Source organism: Prochlorococcus marinus str. MIT 9314 (genome assembly GCF_000760035.1).
Lineage (GTDB): Bacteria > Cyanobacteriota > Cyanobacteriia > PCC-6307 > Cyanobiaceae > Prochlorococcus_A > Prochlorococcus_A marinus_B.
In genome coordinates, this window is sequence record NZ_JNAO01000011.1 from 1 (window position 1) to 18,253 (window position 18,253).

At 28.0% G+C, this 18,253-nt stretch carries 14 protein-coding genes and 1 pseudogene; 11 read left to right on the forward strand and 4 right to left on the reverse strand.

Going from position 1 to position 18,253, the window contains the following annotated elements; translation table 11 throughout:
• A pseudogene (gene argC / locus EU98_RS0108975) lies at positions 1-268 on the forward strand (N-acetyl-gamma-glutamyl-phosphate reductase); the annotation flags it as partial.
• On the opposite strand, the gene purN reads toward argC, so the two are convergent.
• Entirely contained in the window at positions 252-908 is a 657-nt protein-coding gene (purN, locus tag EU98_RS03590; RefSeq protein ID WP_032515924.1) for a phosphoribosylglycinamide formyltransferase, read from the reverse strand. The pseudogene argC and the gene purN sit on opposite strands and share 17 nt — an antisense overlap.
• Before the next feature lie 176 nt (positions 909-1,084).
• On the opposite strand from purN, the gene EU98_RS03585 reads away from it, so the two are divergent.
• Complete coding sequence (locus tag EU98_RS03585; protein ID WP_032515925.1) at positions 1,085-2,668, forward strand: glucose-6-phosphate isomerase; 1,584 nt, start codon at positions 1,085-1,087, stop codon at positions 2,666-2,668.
• On the opposite strand, the gene leuS is transcribed toward EU98_RS03585, so the two are convergent.
• Positions 2,665-5,235: a leucine--tRNA ligase gene (leuS, locus tag EU98_RS03580; RefSeq protein WP_032515926.1), complete on the reverse strand. Its 2,571-nt coding sequence runs from the start codon at positions 5,233-5,235 to the stop codon at positions 2,665-2,667. The two genes, EU98_RS03585 and leuS, sit on opposite strands and share 4 nt — an antisense overlap.
• Before the next feature lie 107 nt (positions 5,236-5,342).
• Between leuS and dapF the strand changes: the two genes are divergently transcribed.
• Genes dapF through EU98_RS03560 form a run of 4 tightly spaced genes read left to right on the forward strand, consistent with a single transcriptional unit; the run spans position 5,343 to position 9,226 of the window.
• The gene (gene dapF / locus EU98_RS03575; protein WP_032515927.1) at positions 5,343-6,203 is read left to right on the forward strand and encodes a diaminopimelate epimerase; all 861 of its coding nucleotides are present in this window, start codon (positions 5,343-5,345) and stop codon (positions 6,201-6,203) included.
• On the forward strand, positions 6,203-7,375 hold the full coding sequence (locus EU98_RS03570) for a cysteine desulfurase family protein (RefSeq protein ID WP_032515928.1): 1,173 nt from the start codon (positions 6,203-6,205) through the stop codon (positions 7,373-7,375). The genes dapF and EU98_RS03570 overlap by 1 nt, the downstream gene beginning before the upstream one ends.
• Positions 7,375-8,001 carry a DUF1995 family protein gene (locus EU98_RS03565; RefSeq protein WP_032515929.1) on the forward strand — a complete coding sequence of 209 codons (627 nt, stop codon included), beginning with the start codon at positions 7,375-7,377 and terminating at the stop codon, positions 7,999-8,001. The genes EU98_RS03570 and EU98_RS03565 overlap by 1 nt, the downstream gene beginning before the upstream one ends.
• A gap of 7 nt (positions 8,002-8,008) precedes the next feature.
• On the forward strand, positions 8,009-9,226 hold the full coding sequence (locus tag EU98_RS03560; RefSeq protein WP_032516017.1) for a D-alanyl-D-alanine carboxypeptidase: 1,218 nt from the start codon (positions 8,009-8,011) through the stop codon (positions 9,224-9,226).
• Positions 9,227-9,234: 8 nt separating this feature from the next.
• On the opposite strand, the gene coaD is transcribed toward EU98_RS03560, so the two are convergent.
• Entirely contained in the window at positions 9,235-9,708 is a 474-nt protein-coding gene (gene coaD / locus EU98_RS03555; protein WP_025894515.1) for a pantetheine-phosphate adenylyltransferase, read from the reverse strand.
• Between the two features lie 59 nt (positions 9,709-9,767).
• Here coaD and EU98_RS03550 point away from each other — a divergent pair, with 59 nt between their 5' ends.
• The 4 genes from EU98_RS03550 (at position 9,768) to EU98_RS03535 (ending at position 13,519) form a co-directional block, all read left to right on the forward strand.
• Positions 9,768-10,256 (forward strand): flavin reductase family protein, encoded by a 489-nt coding sequence (locus tag EU98_RS03550; RefSeq protein ID WP_032515931.1) that lies wholly within the window; start codon positions 9,768-9,770, stop codon positions 10,254-10,256.
• A 9-nt stretch (positions 10,257-10,265) separates the two neighbouring features.
• Positions 10,266-12,224, forward strand: a complete 1,959-nt coding sequence (gene uvrC, locus EU98_RS03545; protein ID WP_032515932.1) for an excinuclease ABC subunit UvrC — start codon at positions 10,266-10,268, stop codon at positions 12,222-12,224.
• An 88-nt stretch (positions 12,225-12,312) separates the two neighbouring features.
• Positions 12,313-12,879 (forward strand): protoporphyrinogen oxidase HemJ, encoded by a 567-nt coding sequence (hemJ, locus tag EU98_RS03540; protein ID WP_032515933.1) that lies wholly within the window; start codon positions 12,313-12,315, stop codon positions 12,877-12,879.
• Positions 12,872-13,519: a PHP domain-containing protein gene (locus EU98_RS03535; protein ID WP_032515934.1), complete on the forward strand. Its 648-nt coding sequence runs from the start codon at positions 12,872-12,874 to the stop codon at positions 13,517-13,519. The genes hemJ and EU98_RS03535 overlap by 8 nt, the downstream gene beginning before the upstream one ends.
• Before the next feature lies 1 nt (position 13,520).
• Here EU98_RS03535 and cobN read toward each other — a convergent pair whose 3' ends face one another.
• Positions 13,521-17,258 carry a cobaltochelatase subunit CobN gene (gene cobN, locus EU98_RS03530; RefSeq protein ID WP_032516018.1) on the reverse strand — a complete coding sequence of 1,246 codons (3,738 nt, stop codon included), beginning with the start codon at positions 17,256-17,258 and terminating at the stop codon, positions 13,521-13,523.
• Between the two features lie 72 nt (positions 17,259-17,330).
• On the opposite strand from cobN, the gene EU98_RS03525 reads away from it, so the two are divergent.
• On the forward strand, positions 17,331-18,245 hold the full coding sequence (locus EU98_RS03525; RefSeq protein WP_032515935.1) for a branched-chain amino acid transaminase: 915 nt from the start codon (positions 17,331-17,333) through the stop codon (positions 18,243-18,245).
• Positions 18,246-18,253: the final 8 nt, after the last annotated feature.

The following is an 18,253-nucleotide window of genomic DNA, read 5'->3' on the forward strand; positions in this document are numbered from 1 at the left end:
TGCAGAATTCTTTTGGATAATTATTATAGAAATTTCAAAAACTATTAAAGTCTTACCTGTAGATACATTCCCATCTACAAAATGGGTTAAAAATACAAACCAAATTTTCCTATCTGTTAAAGTTGATATTCGAAATGGAAGAATAGTTATATTATCTGTAATTGATAATTTGTTAAAAGGACAAACTGGGCAAGCAATTCAAAATTTAAATATTATGAACGGATTTTCAATGGATGAAGGTCTTGATTTAATTAATAATTTTCCATAAATTTACTTCTTATCAAAAAGCCAGCATGAGAGATTGAGAGAGGTAAAATTTTATGCTCTAGCAAATGTATTCTTTTTGAAAGCGATTCAATATCATCATCATCTCTAATTGACAATGCAGCCTGCATTATCAATGATCCACTATCTACCTCCTCTTCAACAAAATGTACTGAACAACCAGTTATTTTGGAACCATTAAATATGGCGTCCTTTATCGCAGAACCACCTTTATATGCAGGAAGTAATGAAGGATGAATATTTATAATCTTGTTCTTGAATTTATTAATAAAAAATGGAGTGACAATCTTCATCCATCCTGCCATAACAACAAGTTCAACATCGTGATTAATTAAATTATTTACAATTTCTAATTCAAATAGCTCTTTATGGGGAAAGTCATTGTCCCTTATTATTTTGTGAGGTATTTTTACACTTTCAGCTCTTTTTATACAACCCGCATCATCTTTGTTAGTAATGAGAACTTTTATATCTACATCTAATTCGCCTTTTTCTGATAGATTAATTAACTCCTGAAAGTTAGTTCCTCTTCCAGAAGCAAGTACACCTATTTTTAATTTTGGTGAAAATTTTCTAAATTCAGATATCTCAGGCGAAATTATGTAATTAAATGATTTCTCCAAGGTTTTTATCCAATGATAAATTCATATGAAATAAAATAAACCCTCTCTTTTAATTATTTATATTCAAAAACATATTTATTTGAAAATATAAATTTAAACAATTTTAAATGAATCAAATCTATGTACTATTCGTATAGATATAATTAGTTAATAACTAAAGGAAACAAATATATAATATGAATGGAGATTTAAACTCATGGGATAAATTTTGTAATTATCTTTGGTTTGATAAAAAATTAAATATTTGGTTAGACATAAGCAAAATTAATTTTACAAATGAAGAAATTAAAAATTTAGAAGAGAAATTTGTAGATGTATTTTCATCAATAAAAGAATTAGAAAATGGTGCAATCTCAAATATTGATGAAAATAGACAAGTTGGACATTATTGGCTTAGAAATCCATCAATTTCACCTTCTTCAAAAATAAGTGAGGAAATTAGCGCAGATATTGATTCAATCTCTGAATTTGGGAAACAAATTTTAAATGGAGATATTAAGAATAAGAATCAACAGAACTACACTGATGTTCTATGGATAGGAATTGGTGGAAGTGGTTTAGGACCATTACTTATTACAGAGTCACTGCAGAAGTGCTCTAGAGGCTTAAATTTTTCTTATATCGATAATGTTGATCCTTTTTTAATTAGCGAAAAGTTAGAAGAGTTATCTGAAAAATTATCCACAACATTATTTGTAGTAGTAAGCAAATCAGGTGGTACGCCTGAACCTAGAATTGCTATGGAAATTATTAAAAGTCATTGTGAAAATAATTCTCTTGAATGGAATTCTAATGCTATAGCTATAACGATGAAAGATAGTAAATTATTTAAAAAGGCCACTTCTGAAAATTGGTTAAAAATATTTAATTTGCAAGATTGGGTTGGAGGAAGAACTAGTATTACAAGCTCTGTGGGATTACTTCCATTAGCTCTTATTAATGAAAATATGTCTGAATTTATTAGAGGTGCATCATTAATGGATGAGGCCACGCGTATAAGTGATTTTAAAAATAATCCCGCAGCACTATTGTCATCTGCTTGGTATTTAACTGGGGATGGCGTTGGGAAGAGAGATATGGTCGTATTACCATATAGAGATAGGTTACAGGTATTTAGTAAATATCTTCAGCAATTAGTAATGGAATCATTAGGAAAGAAATTTAATAGGAATGGTGAAGTAGTTAATCAAGGTATTTCCGTATTTGGTAATAAAGGATCTACAGATCAGCATGCTTATGTTCAGCAACTGAGAGATGGTATTGATAATTTCTTTTGTATTTTTATTGAATTATTAGATTCTCCATCTACCAATATTTTTGATGAAAAAGAGAATCCTAAAGAATACCTTTCTGGTTTTTTGCAGGGAACCAGATCAGCACTCTCTAGTGAAGACAGACAAAGTATCACTATTACTTTAGAAAAGTTAAATTGTTTTTCACTAGGGGCCTTAATCGCTTTATTTGAGAGGGCTGTATCCTTCTACGCTGAATTGGTAAATATAAATGCATATGATCAACCTGGAGTTGAAGCTGGAAAGAAAGCAGCTGCAAATATTATTGAGTATCAACAAAAAGTAAGTAATTTATTAAATGAAGGTGGAGAATATTCTATAAATGACATAACATCATTATTTGATAATTCAGTTAGTGAACCCATATTTTTTATACTTCGTGAAATGTGTTTCGGTAATGATAATTATTTAGTTAAGGGCGATTGGTCAAATCCAAATTCATTAGTTATTCAAAAAATAAATTCTTAAACAACAATATTCATTATTTTTCCTTTAACAATAATTATTTTTCTTATTTCCTTATCTTGAGTCCATTTTAAAATGTTAGGTCTTTTAGCAGTCAATTCTTTAATTTGATCTTCACTCATATCATTATTAATATTTATTTTGTCTCTAACTTTCCCATTCACTTGTATTACTAGTTCATATGAATCTTCCTTTAGTGCCTCGGCATTAAATGACGGCCAGTGTTCTAAATGTACAGATTTTTTAAATCCTATAAGATGCCATATTTCTTCTGCAATATGAGGTGCAAATGGAGCCAACAAAATACAAAATGTTTTTAAAGCATCAATTTTTAAATTATTGTTTACGTCATTAATGGAATTTGATAATGAATTATAAAACTTCATTAGTTCTGAAATCGCAGTATTAAATTGGTTATTTAATATGTCATTTGAAATTTCTTTTATAGCGATATTCATTGACTTTATTAAACTTTTTTCTTTATCTGGATAGGAATTAGATTTACTATTTATATCTTTTGCACAATTTATATAAAGCTTCCAAATTCTGCTTAAAAATCTAAATTGTCCTTCAACATCTGTATCTCCCCATTCCAAATCTTTTTCTGGTGGTGCTTTAAATAATATAAACATTCTTGCTGTATCTGCACCATATTTTTTAATTACTGATTCAGGGTCTATTCCATTATATTTAGACTTAGACATCTTCTCGAAAAGAACTTCGAGTTGAGAATTGTCAACTGGATCTATAGGATTTGATAAGTCAGTAATATCGGAAGGAGAAACATATTTACCAGTTTTATTGTTTTTATAGGCTGCCGCCTGAACCATTCCTTGCGTTAATAGTTTTTTGAAAGGTTCATCAATTTCAAATAGTTCATTATCCCTCAAGGCTTTTGTGAAAAATCTTGCATATAACAAATGCAATATTGCATGCTCTACCCCTCCAACATATTGATCTACAGGCAACCACTTATTGATTTCAATCTTTTCAAATGGCTTATTAGAACATTTTGAAGATGGATATCTTAAAAAATACCATGATGAACACATGAAAGTGTCCATAGTATCAGTTTCTTTCCTTGCCTCTATTCCACATTTTGGACATGTAGTATTTATCCAATTATTATTATCACCTAAAGCATTAATCTTGTTAGCCGAGATTTCAATATCTTTTGGTAAGGAAACAGGTAATTCCGATTGCTTTAATGGAACAGATCCACATTGTTTGCAATTAACTATGGGTATTGGACATCCCCAATATCTTTGTCTAGAGATTAACCAATCTCTTAGACGATATTGAATCTTATTTTCAGCCCATCCATTATTTACTCCCTCCTCTGAAATTTTTATTTTAGCAATAGTATTTTCTATGCCATTGTATTGATTTGAATTAATAAGATATCCTTTTTCTACATAAGCTTCTTCAAGCTCTTTACTTTGTTCACTTTTATCCTTTATTATTACCTGTTTAATATCAATATTATTTTTCTTAGCAAATTCAAAATCTCTTAGATCATGAGCAGGCACGCCCATAACAGCACCTGTACCGTATTCATCGAGAACATAACTTGCCACCCAAATAGGAATAGGTTCAGAATTAACTGGATTTATTGCTGTTAAGTTAGTTTTTATTCCAATTTTTTCAAGTTCATTATTTTTATTATTTTTCAAATATTGTTTAAGATTCTCTATATCTTGTATTGATTCTTTATCAGAAATATTTTTTACTAATGAATGATTAACAGAAATTGCTAAATAAGTAACTCCAAATAAAGTATCTGGCCTTGTTGTAAATACAGTAATTTTCTCTTCTGGATTGGTATTGATATTGAAATTAATATTTGTACCAATTGACTTTCCAATCCAATTATCTTGCATTATTTTTACTCTTTCTGGCCAGTTATCTAATTTTTCTAAATCCTTCAATAACTCATCCGCATAATTAGTAATTCTTAAAAACCATTGCTTTAATAATTTTTTTTCAACTACAGCCCCAGATCTCCAAGATTTACCATCTGAATCAACTTGTTCATTCGCTAGGACTGTATTATCTATAGGATCCCAATTAACTTCTGATTCCTTTTGATATACAAGACCTGCCTTGTATAACTCTAAAAATAGATATTGAGTCCAAATATAATAATTTTCATCACATGTTGCAAATTCCCTATCCCAATCAACTGATAGTCCCAAAAGCTTTAATTGTGACTTCATATGAGAAATATTTTTTTTAGTCCAGACACTTGGACTAATTCCTCTTTCAATCGCTGCATTCTCAGCAGGCAAACCAAAAGCGTCCCAACCCATTGGATGTAAAACAGATTTGCCCTTAAACCTTTGGAATCGAGCTATTAAGTCTGTAATAACATAATTCCTAACATGTCCCATATGAAGATTACCTGAAGGGTAGGGAAACATTGATAAGGCATAAAATTTATCGCTATTCTCAGTTAATTCATCGGTTTTGTATAAATTGTTTTCTGTCCATATTGACTGCCATTTTTTTTCTATTTCAGATGGATTATATAAATTGGTATCAGCCTCATATTGTTTATCGGGAGAAATCACTTAATTTTTATTTGTTAAATTATTATTTTAATATCCATTGTATAAAATAGAAATAGATTGTTAAAAGGAATAATTTATAATTAAAATTTAAAATATATTATCTACAAATGAAAAATATAACTTTTGAAAAATATCAAGGTAACGGAAATGATTTCGTAATAATAGATTCTAGAGGAAATGAAATATATAAAAATTACATGACAAATAAAATATTTGATATAAAAAAAATTTGCAACAGGCAATTTGGTATTGGAGCAGATGGTGTGATTTTTATAGAAGAACCTAATGAAGATAATTATGCAAAAATGATAATTTTTAATTCTGATGGTTCAGAAGCACAAATGTGTGGAAACGGAATTAGATGTTTAGTTGAATATCTCCACGTAAATGATTCAATGAATAATAAAAATATAGAATATAAAATTGAGACTAAAGCAGGTTTAAAAATTGCAAAATATATAAATGATGAAATTACAGTAAAAATGGGGGTTCCAATTTTAGAATGTCAAAATATTCCAACAACAATTGAAAAAAAAATAAATTCAATTCCTTCACACGAATTTATTGAGAAAGATTTTAATAATATGGGTTATGCCGTAGGAATGGGAAATCCTCATTTAATATTCTTCGTAAAAGACATAGAGTCAATTGTTCTCTCCAGACTTGGTCCTATATTTGAAAAAAATGAATTATTTCCTGATAAAACTAATGTGCATTTTTGTCATATTTTAAATAGAGATAATATCAAAGTAAAAGTATGGGAAAGGGGTGCAGGAGCAACCTTAGCTTGTGGAACAGGTGCCTGTGCTATCCATGTAGCAGCTTATAAATTAGGCCTTTGTAATTCTCAAACCATAGTAACTTTACCAGGAGGTAATCTTAAAATTGATTGGTCAAAAGACGATTGTGAAGTAATGATGACCGGTAATGCTAAAAAGGTTTTCACAGGATCAATGTTACTAAATTAATGGAAAATAATTTTATTTATTTAGATAATGCATCCACAACTCCATTATCTGAGAATGTTTTAAATATAATTAATTCAACTTACAGGAATTATTGGCATAACCCTTCATCTACATATGAGCTAGGGATAAAATGCTCTACATATCTTGAAAAAATTAGATCAAAAATTGCTTATATATTTGAATCAGATGCAGAGGATATAATTTTTACATCTGGTTCTTCGGAATCGACAAATATTGTATTTAATAATATTTATGAGAACTTTAAAAATGGTAGGGTTGTTATTTCAAATGTTGAACATCAAGCAACAACTATTTGTGCTAATAAACTAAGAAAACAAAATTGGGATATTTACGAATGGACGGTAAATAATTATGGAATTTTAAATATTAATAATATTGAAAACATTTTAAATAATTATACTAAGCTTGTATCAATTATTTGGGGACAAAGTGAAATTGGGACAATACAACCTGTCCAATTTATTGGTAGCAAATGTGAAGAATTAAATATAATGTTTCATTTAGATGGAACTCAAATATTAAGTAATGGAATATTCAGCTGGAAAGATCTTAAATGTGATTTTTTAAGTTTATCTGCTCATAAATTTGGAGGTCCAAAAGGGATAGGTATTCTTTTAACAAAAGAAAAGTCTAGACAAATTTTAAAAAATAATGACATATCACTTACTCAGGAATTTTCAATTAGACAAGGGACACAAGCTTTGCCATTAATCGCTGGAATGTATGAATCATTAAAGAATATTAAAGGAAAAATAAAATTATATGATTACATAACTGAATTTCCCTCTAATAATATTACTAAACTCAAAAATTATCTTTTTCAAAAAATTAAGGATAATAATCATATAAAGATTACGGGTAGTATTAACCATAGACTTCCCAATCATATTTCGTTTCTACTATTAAATAAACTATTTGAGCCTATAAGGGCCTATAAGATTGTTAATTTCATGTCAGAAAATAAAATAGCTATAAGTAGTGGAAGTGCATGTTCAAGTTCATCTGGGAAACCTAGTTCAACACTTAAAAATATTGGTTTAAAAGATGATGAACTATATTCAAATATTCGTGTTACTTTAGGTTCAATAAACAATAAGTCAGAAATAGATAAATTTTTAGAACTTATTCAAATATGTATTGAAAAATTTTAATGGAAACCAATTACAGACTACCTAAAGATTTAAATGAATCTCTTAAGAATATGGAGGATGCAATTACTCCAAGTTTATTAGATTCAAATAAAAGATTTACTATAGAATATAATTTTGAAGGTTTGAAGTTTAACAGAATTGGAATAACTATTTACAAGATATTGTCTAAAAATAATAATGTATATATAACATTTGCTGATCAAGGTGCTGTGGCTTTGGCACAAAGAGACTATCCAGATATCAAAGATAAAATTTTTACTTTTAAATCATTTAATGAATCAAATAATATAAATAATATAGATAGTGCAATGATATCGATACTACCTCAGCCATATGATTTCGATTCATTTGAACCAATGTCTGATAATTATCAAGGTACGCATTATTCATTAAATCCAAAATTTGAAGATTCTAATATCGGTATAGGAAGTGTTATTAGAGAGCGACGTAAAAACTTTGTCAAAACATGGAAAAATATTTATTTTTTGCAGCCTTTAAATAAAGCCGCTCTTATGCATATTTATCCAAATAACTGGTTGCTTTTCAAAGAAGAAAATAAAAGATATTTTTTTAAAAAAGAATTTGAAATTAAACCCGATAATGAATCTATTTTTGTGAATTTATAGATTGAATGTGATAAAAAAAATTTATTCATTTTTCTTAATTGTTCTTGTATTAGGAACATCTCCATTCTTAATAAGATACTTCCTAGCAAATCAGAAAATAACTATTTTAAATAGTATTTATTTTAATTTCCCGGGAATAATTACTAAAAACAAAATATGTCCTACTTATGATGCTTTATTGAATCAAACGCTTGATGATTCTTTTAGTGTATCAATTATTAATAATAAAGGGGAAATAATAAGTTCCTATAATGAGGATGTTCCAAGGTTGCCGGCATCTAATCAAAAATTATTCTCATCAGCTTATGTTTTAAGTAAATATAAATTAAATAATAATTTAAAAACTTCCTTATTTAAATATAAAAACGATTATTATTTACAAGGTCAAGGTGATCCAGATCTTAATTATGAGCATATAATCGAACTAATATCAAATGTTAAAGAAAATAAAATTATTAACTTTAATATTGTAGAAATTGATTCAAAATTATATTGGCCTAATGGTTGGACAAATACTGATAAACTTTACGAATATGGATCTCCAATTACATCTCTTGCAATAGAAAGTAATCACAATAAATATGATGATATTTATTCATTAAAAATTTTTATTAAAAATTATTTAAAAAATAAATTTCCAAATTCAAAAATATATATAGATTTTTTTGATTCAGAAAAAACTTTTTATTTTAAAAATATTAAAGAGATAAATAAAATATATTCAACTCCAATTGTTTCATTATTAACTCTAACAAATTCTGAAAGCCATAATTTTACAGCTGAATCTCTCTTTAAAAATGCCTCAAATACATGGAACGATAATAACTATATAAAACTGAAAAGATGGCTTGAAAATAAAGGCCTCCCAACAACTAAAGCATACTTTGCAGATGCTAGTGGATTGTCTCGAAAAAATAAAATTACAACAAGGTTAGTTGTATTGTTTTTAGATAAAATGAGATATTTTAATGATTTTAAAGCTTATCAATCTACACTTTCAATTACTGGAGTAAGAGGAACACTAGCTAAAAGATTTGTAAATAGTGAATTGTCTGGAAAGTTTTTTGGCAAAACTGGGACTCTTTCAAATGCCTTTGCATTATCTGGCTTTTTATATAAAAATGAAAGGCCAATAATTATAAGCATTATCCAAAATTCCAATAAAATTGATAAAGAAAAAGCTTTTAAATTATTACGTGATCTTTATTATTTGAAATCTTGTTAATAAAAATATTATTTAAAATATTCTTTTAAATCCCTCTCAACAGATGGGGGTACCATGTGATTAATTTCACCACCAAATTTTGCAACTTCTTTTACTAATGAACTACTGAGAAAACTATAATTTGTATTTGTCGATAAAAATATAGTTTCAATATCATTATTAAGAGATTTATTTGTATGAGCAATCTGAAGTTCATACTCAAAATCACTCATTGCTCTTAAGCCTCTAAGAATAAGATTAGCTTTTAGATCATTTGCACAATCTACAGTTAGACCAGAATAAGAAATAACTTCAATATTAGGTAAATGAGAAAGAGAATTTTTTATTTGTATTATTCTTCTTTCAAGATTAAATGTTGGTGTTTTAGAAGTATTTTCTAAAACAGCAACTACTAGATTGCCAAATATTTTTTCAGCTCTTTCTATTAAATCAATATGCCCGTTTGTTAAAGGATCGAATGTACCAGGATATAGAATTTTCATGAATTTATTATGTTCGAATAAGAAATTTAGTTAAAATAAGTTTATTAGATATATCAATTATGACATTAAATCTAGAAGCAAAAAAAATCTTATTAAGAAAAATACCTCACGGATTATTTATTTGTGGAGTTAGAGACGAAGATAAAAATGAAGTGAATGGATTTACTGCTAGTTGGGTGACTCAAGGTTCCTTCACTCCTCCATTAGTCGTAATGGCTGTTAGAGCAGAAGGTTCTAGTCACGAAATAATAAAGTCCACCAATAAGTTCTCATTAAATGTCCTCAAAAGTGATCAAAAGGACCTAGCAGCTGTTTTCTTTAAACCCCAAAAAGCATTAGGAGGCAGATTTGAATCTGTTGAATTTAATTTAGGTGAACTTGGATTGCCTATTTTAGTTGATAGTGTTGGTGGAGTTGAATGTAATGTTGTTGGAAGTGTTATTCATGGAGACCATACAGTTTTTGTAGGAGAAGTTCAATCTGCTTATTTGAATAGTGATGTTGACTCTCTAAATTTATCTTCAACTGGTTGGAATTATGGAGGTTAATCTTTATATATGAGTAATTCCTCTATAGAAACAATAAATAACAAATATAATTTTAAAATTGAATATAAATTAATTAATAATAAAGAATTACTAAAATCAAGATTATCCGAAATTCCAAAGTCATCTGGTTGCTATCTTTTTAAAGATATAGATAATAATTTACTTTATATTGGTAAATCTAAAAAACTCCGTAGTAGAGTAAGTAGTTATTTTAATAATTTTTCAGATTTAACTCCAAGATTAAGTTTGATGGTTCGTCAAATAACTGAGATAGAAATTATAGTCACAGATAGCGAATATGAAGCACTAAATTTAGAGTCAAATTTAATAAAAACAAACAAACCATACTTTAATATTCTTTTAAAGGATGATAAGAAATATCCATATCTTTGCATAACTTGGAGTGAAAAATATCCTCGAATATTTATTACAAGAAGAAGAAGAAATAGAAATAATTTAGATAGATATTATGGACCTTATGTAGATGTCGGATTATTAAGGAGAACATTATTTACGATAAAAAAAATATTTCCACTTAGACAAAGGCCAAGGCCAGTCTATAAAGATAGAACTTGTTTGAATTATTCAATAGGAAGATGTCCAGGTGTTTGCCAAGAAGTAATATCATCTGACGATTATAAAAAAATAATGAAACAAGTATCTATGATATTTCAAGGAAGGAATGATGACTTAGAAATATTTTTACAAAAAAAAATGTTGCAATTTTCAAATGATTTAGATTATGAAAATGCAGCAAAAATAAGGGACCAAATTTCAGGTTTAAAATTATTAACTGAATCACAAAAAATATCAATACCTGATTCTTCAATTAATAGAGATATCTTTGGAATAGTTTCAGAAAAAAATGTAGCTAGTATACAAATTTTCCAAATGAGATCTGGCAAGCTTATTGGAAGAATTGGCTATAGTCAAAAATTAAATAATGAAGATGAAAATCTTATTTTACAGAAGATATTAGAAGAGCATTATATGAATGTTGAAGCCGTAGAAATACCATCAGAAATTCTTATTCAATATAACCTTCCAAAACAAGCAACCATAGAGGATTGGTTAACGGAGCTAAGAAAAAAGAAAGTAAAAATCTTAATCCCAAAAAGAAATAAAAAACATGAAACTGTAGAAATGGTTTTAAAAAATGCGAAATTGGAATTAGATAGAATATTAAATGGGATACAAGATAATGAATCATCAATTGAGGATCTTGCCCAAATACTCGAATTAAGCGAACAACCTAAAAGAATTGAAGGTTATGATATTAGCCATATACAAGGTAGTGACCCTGTAGCATCACAAGTCGTTTTTATTGATGGTATTCCTTCTAAACAGCATTATAGGAAATATAAAATTAAAGATCCAAACGTTTTTGTAGGACATAGTGATGATTTTGCTTCGATATATGAAGTAATACTTAGAAGGTTTAAAAAATGGTCAAGATTTAAAAAAAGTGGAGGGGATTTTTCAATATTAAATGATAAAACGAATAGTAAATTAGACAATGAACTTCTATCAGATTGGCCTGATTTAATAATGATTGATGGAGGAAAAGGACAGTTAAATGCAGCTATTAAAGCATTAAAAGAATTAAATCTTGAGGAAGAGGTAACTATATGTTCATTAGCAAAAAAAAATGAAGAAATATTTATTCCAGGCTTTACTAAGTCTCTTGATACTGATGAAAATCAAAAAGGAGTTCTTCTATTAAGAAGGGTAAGAGATGAAGCACATAGATTTGCATTATCTTTTCATAGAGACAAAAGATCTAAGAGAATGAATAGATCTCAATTGTCCCAAATCAGTGGATTAGGACCATCAAGAATAAGAGAATTGCTTGAGCATTTTAAATCAATAGACGCGATAAGAATAGCTAGTAAAGAGGATTTATCAAAAGTTAAAGGACTTGGAAAAAATTCAGTAAATGATATATATGAATATTTTAACGAGTTATAAATATTAATTAATTTTTGAAAAATAGATTTCTTGATATTGTTAAATATAACTATATTAAAAATATATATTTTTAAATTAATCTAGTAATTTGGCAGCTGAAGCATATCTCTGGTTTAAATCACTTCACATTATGGGTGTAATCGTTTGGTTTGCTGGACTTTTTTATTTAGTAAGGCTTTTTATATACCATGAAGAATCTAAAAATATGGATAATGAATTAAAAATTGCCTTTAATAAACAATACACCTTGATGGAAAAAAGGCTGGCGAACATAATCACAACACCTGGGATGATATTAGCTTTAAGTATGGCTATATGCATGGTTATTATGCAACCAAGTTGGTTAAGTGAGAAGTGGTTGCAAATTAAAATATCTTTTGTTTTAGCATTAGTAATTTATCATTCTTATTGTTATAAAATAATGCATTCATTACAAAATGGCACCTCAACCATTTCAGCAAAAAACCTTAGATTATTAAATGAATTGCCTACTTTATTATTATTTATAATTGTACTTTTAGTTATTTTTAAAAATAATTTTCCAACTAGTGTTGCTACATGGAGCGTAGTTGGACTAATTATTTTTATGTTGGCTTCAATACAATTATATGCAAAGATTAGAAAGAAAAATGAGAATTCATTAAGTAATGAATAGGGAAGACTTAGTAAAATTAACTTCTAATATTAATAAAAATAGTTGTCCTAAAAATATTAATTTTCACTGTCACACAAAATTTAGTGATGGAAGTCTAGAACCATATGAACTTTTAGAACAAGCTTATAAAAATAACTTGAAATTTTTATCAATAACCGATCATCATACAATTAAAGCTCATGAATATATAAATAAAAATAATATACTCAAAAATTATCCTAAAGATTCTTTTACATTAATTTCGGGAATAGAAATTAATTGTTTGATTCTAGGATGTTTAGTACATGTAATTGGATTGGGAATAGATATAAAAAGTAAATATCTAAATCCATACATCCTTGGAGAGTCACCAATAGGTAATGATTTAGATATTAAATCAGTAATTAAAGCAATAAATTTAGCTGGTGGTTTATCATTTCTTGCACATCCAGCTAGATACAGGATTCCCTTTTATAAATTAATTCCAGAGGCCAAAATACAAGGTATTGATGGAATAGAGGTTTGGTACGATTATGAACTTAATGAAGTATGGAATCCTAGTTTATTTGTATGTTCAGAAATAGATAAATTAGCAGATAAATATTCAATGCTAAAAACATGCGGAACAGATAGTCATGGACTTTCGCTATTAGGTAGATAATTCAGAATTCGTTTTTTTCAATGATTGAATCAGTATTAATAATTATGTTCTTTAAATTTTCAATGACATCTGATGAACAATTATTCCACATTTTTCTATTGACAATTTCAAGGAATCTTTGTGCAATATCTCTTAAAGCCCATGGATTATTCTCTAGAAAGAAATTCTTAAGATCCAGATCACATAACCATGATTTATAAACTTCCTCATAACACCAATCTGAGACTACTTCAGTAGAAGCATCAAAAGCATATAAGTAATCTAGTGTAGCTGAAAATTCAAAAGCTCCTTTATAACCATTATCCTTCATTCCATTTATCCATTTAGGGTTAAGTATTCTTGATATAACAACTTTATTAATTTCATCTTGTAATTTTGATATTTTAGACAATCCAAATTTTGATAAATCACCATGATACATTTCAGGAAATTTACCGCTCAATTTTTTTACTGCTGAAGATAATCCGCCCTGAAACTGATAATAATCATCAGAATCTAAAATATCATGTTCCTTATTATCTTGGTTATGAACAACTAACTGCACATTTTTAAGAGCATTTTCTAATGATTTTTTATCCTCTATAGGTTCAAGATTATCACTGTAAATCCACTTACTCCAATTAAGAAATGATTCTCCAAAATCATCAATATTATCCCAATTAGAATTTGAAATTAGTTCTTGCAGACCAGTTCCATATGAACCTGGAGCTGACCCAAATATACGATTAATTGAATCACCTTCCCTTGATGACCCAGCAAGAGGGTTAAAATTATCATCCTCATTAAGATTAGAAACAAGATTTATTGCTTTAGAAGTTAATTTAACTAACTGTGGAAATGCATCTCTAAACATTCCCGAAATCCTTAAAGTAACATCAACCCTTGGTCTTTCGAGAACAGATAAAGGAATGATTTCTAGATCAACTACTCTTCTTGAAGGCCCATCCCAAATAGGCTGTACTCCTAATAAATATAGTATTTGACAAATGTCTTCACCACCATTTCTCATTGTGGATGTTGCCCATACAGATATTGCTATATTTTTTAAATCTTCTCCATTATCTTGTTTGTATAAATCAAGTATTTGTGAAGCGGACTGACAACCAACACTCCATGCTGATTCAGTTGGCAGTCCTCTCGAATCAACTGAAAAGAAATTTTTACCAGTGGGTAAAGTTTCAGTTTTACCTCTCGTAGGGGCTCCAGATGGACCACTTTTTACATATTGTCCATTTAATGAATTAATAAATGATAATTTCTCATTATATGAAGAATTAATGATTGGATATAGAATCTCTTTTTTTAATAATAAAAAATACTTATTATGTTTTTTTTCATTAAAGAAATAGTCTATTATTTTATGATTTTTATATTTTTCTAGAGTTTTTATATTGGTATTCTTTTTGTAAAAAAACAAATATATTAAATACTTTGCTTGTTGTTCCAAAAAATCAATAGCCATTCTAAAGTTTAAAATATTTTTGTTGGAAAAAGTCAATAAAATTTTTTTATCCTTTTCACTTAACATTTGATCATATTGATTTGTCCAAGGATTCAAATCTAGTTTTAAATGTTTTGCTATATATTGAATAAGACCAATTCGGTTGGCATTTGGTACTCTGGCAATACACAAGAATAAATTTATTTCATTAATGTCTTTCTGCCGATTGCCAAAAATATGCAAACCTGTCCTAATTTGAGATTCTTTAATTTTGCAAAGAAAGGAATCAATTTCTCTTATTTGATTATTTTTATTCTTTAATGTAATTTCGCTAAAATCTTTTTTAATTAATTCAAAAATGGATTTTTCTATTATTTTAATCCGATTAGAATTTAATAATTTTGCTTCAAAATATTCGTCTAAAAAATTTTCTAATATTGAATATTTTCCATATAATTCTGACCTATCCAAAGGAGGGGTTAAATGATCAATAATTGTTGCAGCAGTTCTTCTTTTAGCTTGGGATCCTTCTCCAGGATCATTTACGATAAAGGGATATATGTTTGGTATTGCAGGACAAATAATATTTGGAAAACATTTATTGCTTAAACCTATAGATTTACCAGGTAACCATTCAACAGTCCCATGTTTACCAATATGGCACATTGCATTTGCATTAAAAACTTTTTCAATCCAAAAATATTGTGCTAAATATCTATGGGGAGGTGGAAGATCGGGAGAATGAATATCTCTATCAGTGAAAGCGTCATAACCTCGTTGAGGTTGAATCAATAATGTTATTTTTCCAAATCTAATACCATTTATTGAGAAGCCTTTATTATCAAGATCGATCGCTTCGGATGGTTTACCCCAACGACTAACAATAATATTTTTGGGATCAAGTTCTAAATAATTCCAATATTTTAAATATTCACTAAGTGGTAAGTAATCTAATGGTTTATTATTTTGAGATTCAATATCATTAGTTCTAGTTTTTATAAGCATTGACATTAATTCCGAAGAATCTTGAGGATAATTACAAGATCCAAGGTCATAACCTTCTTCTTTTAACCAATTAAGAATATTTATTATTGAAGATGGTGTATTTAGACCAACGCCATTACCGATTCTTCCGTTCTTTACTGGATAATTACTTATTACTAAACAAATTCTCTTATCAAAATTATTAAGTTTCTGAAGTTTCACATAATTTGTTGCAAATTTTGTAATCCATTGAATACCTACTTGATCAGCTTTGTAACTAGTTATTTCACTATATAGTGGATTTTTCTTAGAAATAATTTCTTTAAATGCTGAAGGACAGGTAGTAATTCTTCCATCAAATTCGGGAATAATTATTTGCATTAATAAATCAGATGAATTCATTCCAATAGATGAATTTAACCACTTTTTTCTTGATCTATTAGAAGAAAGAAGTTGTAAAATTGGAATTTTAAGAGAAGTAAAAATATTTGTTGAATTTTCAATTAAATCGTTATTTTTGATTTGAGATGAAGAAAATGAAGTTGTGGTAATTATTAGTTTAATATCTTCTTTTTTAAAAATGTCTATTAATTTCTTCTGAATAATATGATCTTTTAGTGTAGAAACAAAAAATGTTTTAGGAGATAGTCCGCATTTTCTTAATTGCAAGTTAAGTTTTTCGTTTACTTCAATTTCATTGGCCAAAAAAAGTGATTTATAGGATATTATTCCTATTTTTTCGCCTTTTTCATTTTTCCAATCATATAAGTAGGGATCTGCATAAAAAGTAATATTCAAAAAATCATCAGGAATTAATTTTTCATCTACAACTAAATAATTTAAACAATTAAGAAACTTTCTATAATTATCCAGTCCTCCAGATCTTAGTAATCTAGAAATATTTAATGCAATATTTTTATCTATACTACTTATCTCACATAAGGAAATTTCCTGATCAATGGTACCTGATAGGATTACTAACTTCCTTTTTTTATTAACTGCTTGCCAATTTAAAAGTTGTTCAATTCCATAGTTCCATGTACCTTTATCTCCAAATATTCTAAGTACGACAACTTTTGCATAATTTATTGTTTTTAATAAATAATTATCTATTTGAGCTGAGGAATTTAAATTTGAGATTTCTAAAGCTCTTATATTATTTTTTAATGAAGCAAATTCTTTTTCTAACAATAAGTTTGATATAAGATTTAAATCGGCCTTGACACTTGTTATAAAAATAAAATCTGCAGCTGGTTGCTCAATTAAATCATCCTTATTCTTTTCATTTCCTGCTATATTTAATATCCTGTGCATTTTTATATATAAATAAGGTTTAGAATACATAAGTAAGATAAAACAAGTTTACCTTAATTAAATAAATTAAATATGCATGAATTTCTTCCATACGCCTGGTTCGAAGGTAAATGTATTCCATTTAAAGAAGCAAAAATATCAATAGCTACTCATGCACTACATTACGGTACTGCTGCATTTGGAGGAATGCGCGCGATACCTAACCCAACAAACAAAGAAGAATTCCTTTTGTTTAGAACTGATAAACATATAAAAAGATTATCTCAAAGTGCAAAATTACTCTTAACTGAAATTTCTGAAGAATATATTTTTAAAGCCTTAGAAGAAGTTATAAAAATAAACAAACCAGAAAAACCTATTTATATAAGACCATTTGTATATACAAGCGATTTAGGTATAGCGCCGAGGTTACACAATATTGAAACAGATTTCTTTATTTATTGTATTGAGCTAGGAGATTATCTATCCCCAGATGGTGTTTCTTGTAGAATGAGTAGTTGGACAAGACAGGAAGATAGATCTCTCCCCTTAAGAGGAAAAATAAGTGGAGCATATATTACTAGTTCACTAGCGAAAACAGAAGCTAGTTTATCGGGTTTTGATGAAGCCCTGCTATTAAATTCAAGTGGTAAGGTAAGCGAAGCTAGTGGTATGAATTTATTTATTGTAAGGAACGGAGACTTAATCACTCCTGGTGTTGATCAAGATATCCTTGAGGGGATTACTAGAGCTAGTGTAATTGAATTAGCAAAATCATTTGGAATAAATGTAATTGAGAGGCCTGTTGATAAAACAGAATTATTAATAGCAGATGAAGTTTTTCTAACTGGTACAGCAGCAAAAATTACACCAGTTAAAAAAATTGAATCAACTGTATTAAATGTTGAAAGACCAATAATGAATAAATTAAAAAGTAAGCTTATAGAAATAACAGAAGGTCGTTCTCAAGACTATGATAATTGGGTAACAAGAATTTCACTAAAATAAATTTATTT

Coding starts and splice junctions, on each gene's coding strand:
- EU98_RS03585 (WP_032515925.1), top strand. CDS start 1,085: ATGAATGGAGATTTAAACTCATGGGATAAATTTTGTAATTATCTTTGG.
- dapF (WP_032515927.1), top strand. CDS start 5,343: ATGAAAAATATAACTTTTGAAAAATATCAAGGTAACGGAAATGATTTC.
- EU98_RS03570 (WP_032515928.1), top strand. CDS start 6,203: ATGGAAAATAATTTTATTTATTTAGATAATGCATCCACAACTCCATTA.
- EU98_RS03565 (WP_032515929.1), top strand. CDS start 7,375: ATGGAAACCAATTACAGACTACCTAAAGATTTAAATGAATCTCTTAAG.
- coaD (WP_025894515.1), bottom strand. CDS start 9,708: ATGAAAATTCTATATCCTGGTACATTCGATCCTTTAACAAACGGGCAT.
- EU98_RS03550 (WP_032515931.1), top strand. CDS start 9,768: ATGACATTAAATCTAGAAGCAAAAAAAATCTTATTAAGAAAAATACCT.
- uvrC (WP_032515932.1), top strand. CDS start 10,266: ATGAGTAATTCCTCTATAGAAACAATAAATAACAAATATAATTTTAAA.
- EU98_RS03535 (WP_032515934.1), top strand. CDS start 12,872: ATGAATAGGGAAGACTTAGTAAAATTAACTTCTAATATTAATAAAAAT.
- cobN (WP_032516018.1), bottom strand. CDS start 17,258: ATGCACAGGATATTAAATATAGCAGGAAATGAAAAGAATAAGGATGAT.
- EU98_RS03525 (WP_032515935.1), top strand. CDS start 17,331: ATGCATGAATTTCTTCCATACGCCTGGTTCGAAGGTAAATGTATTCCA.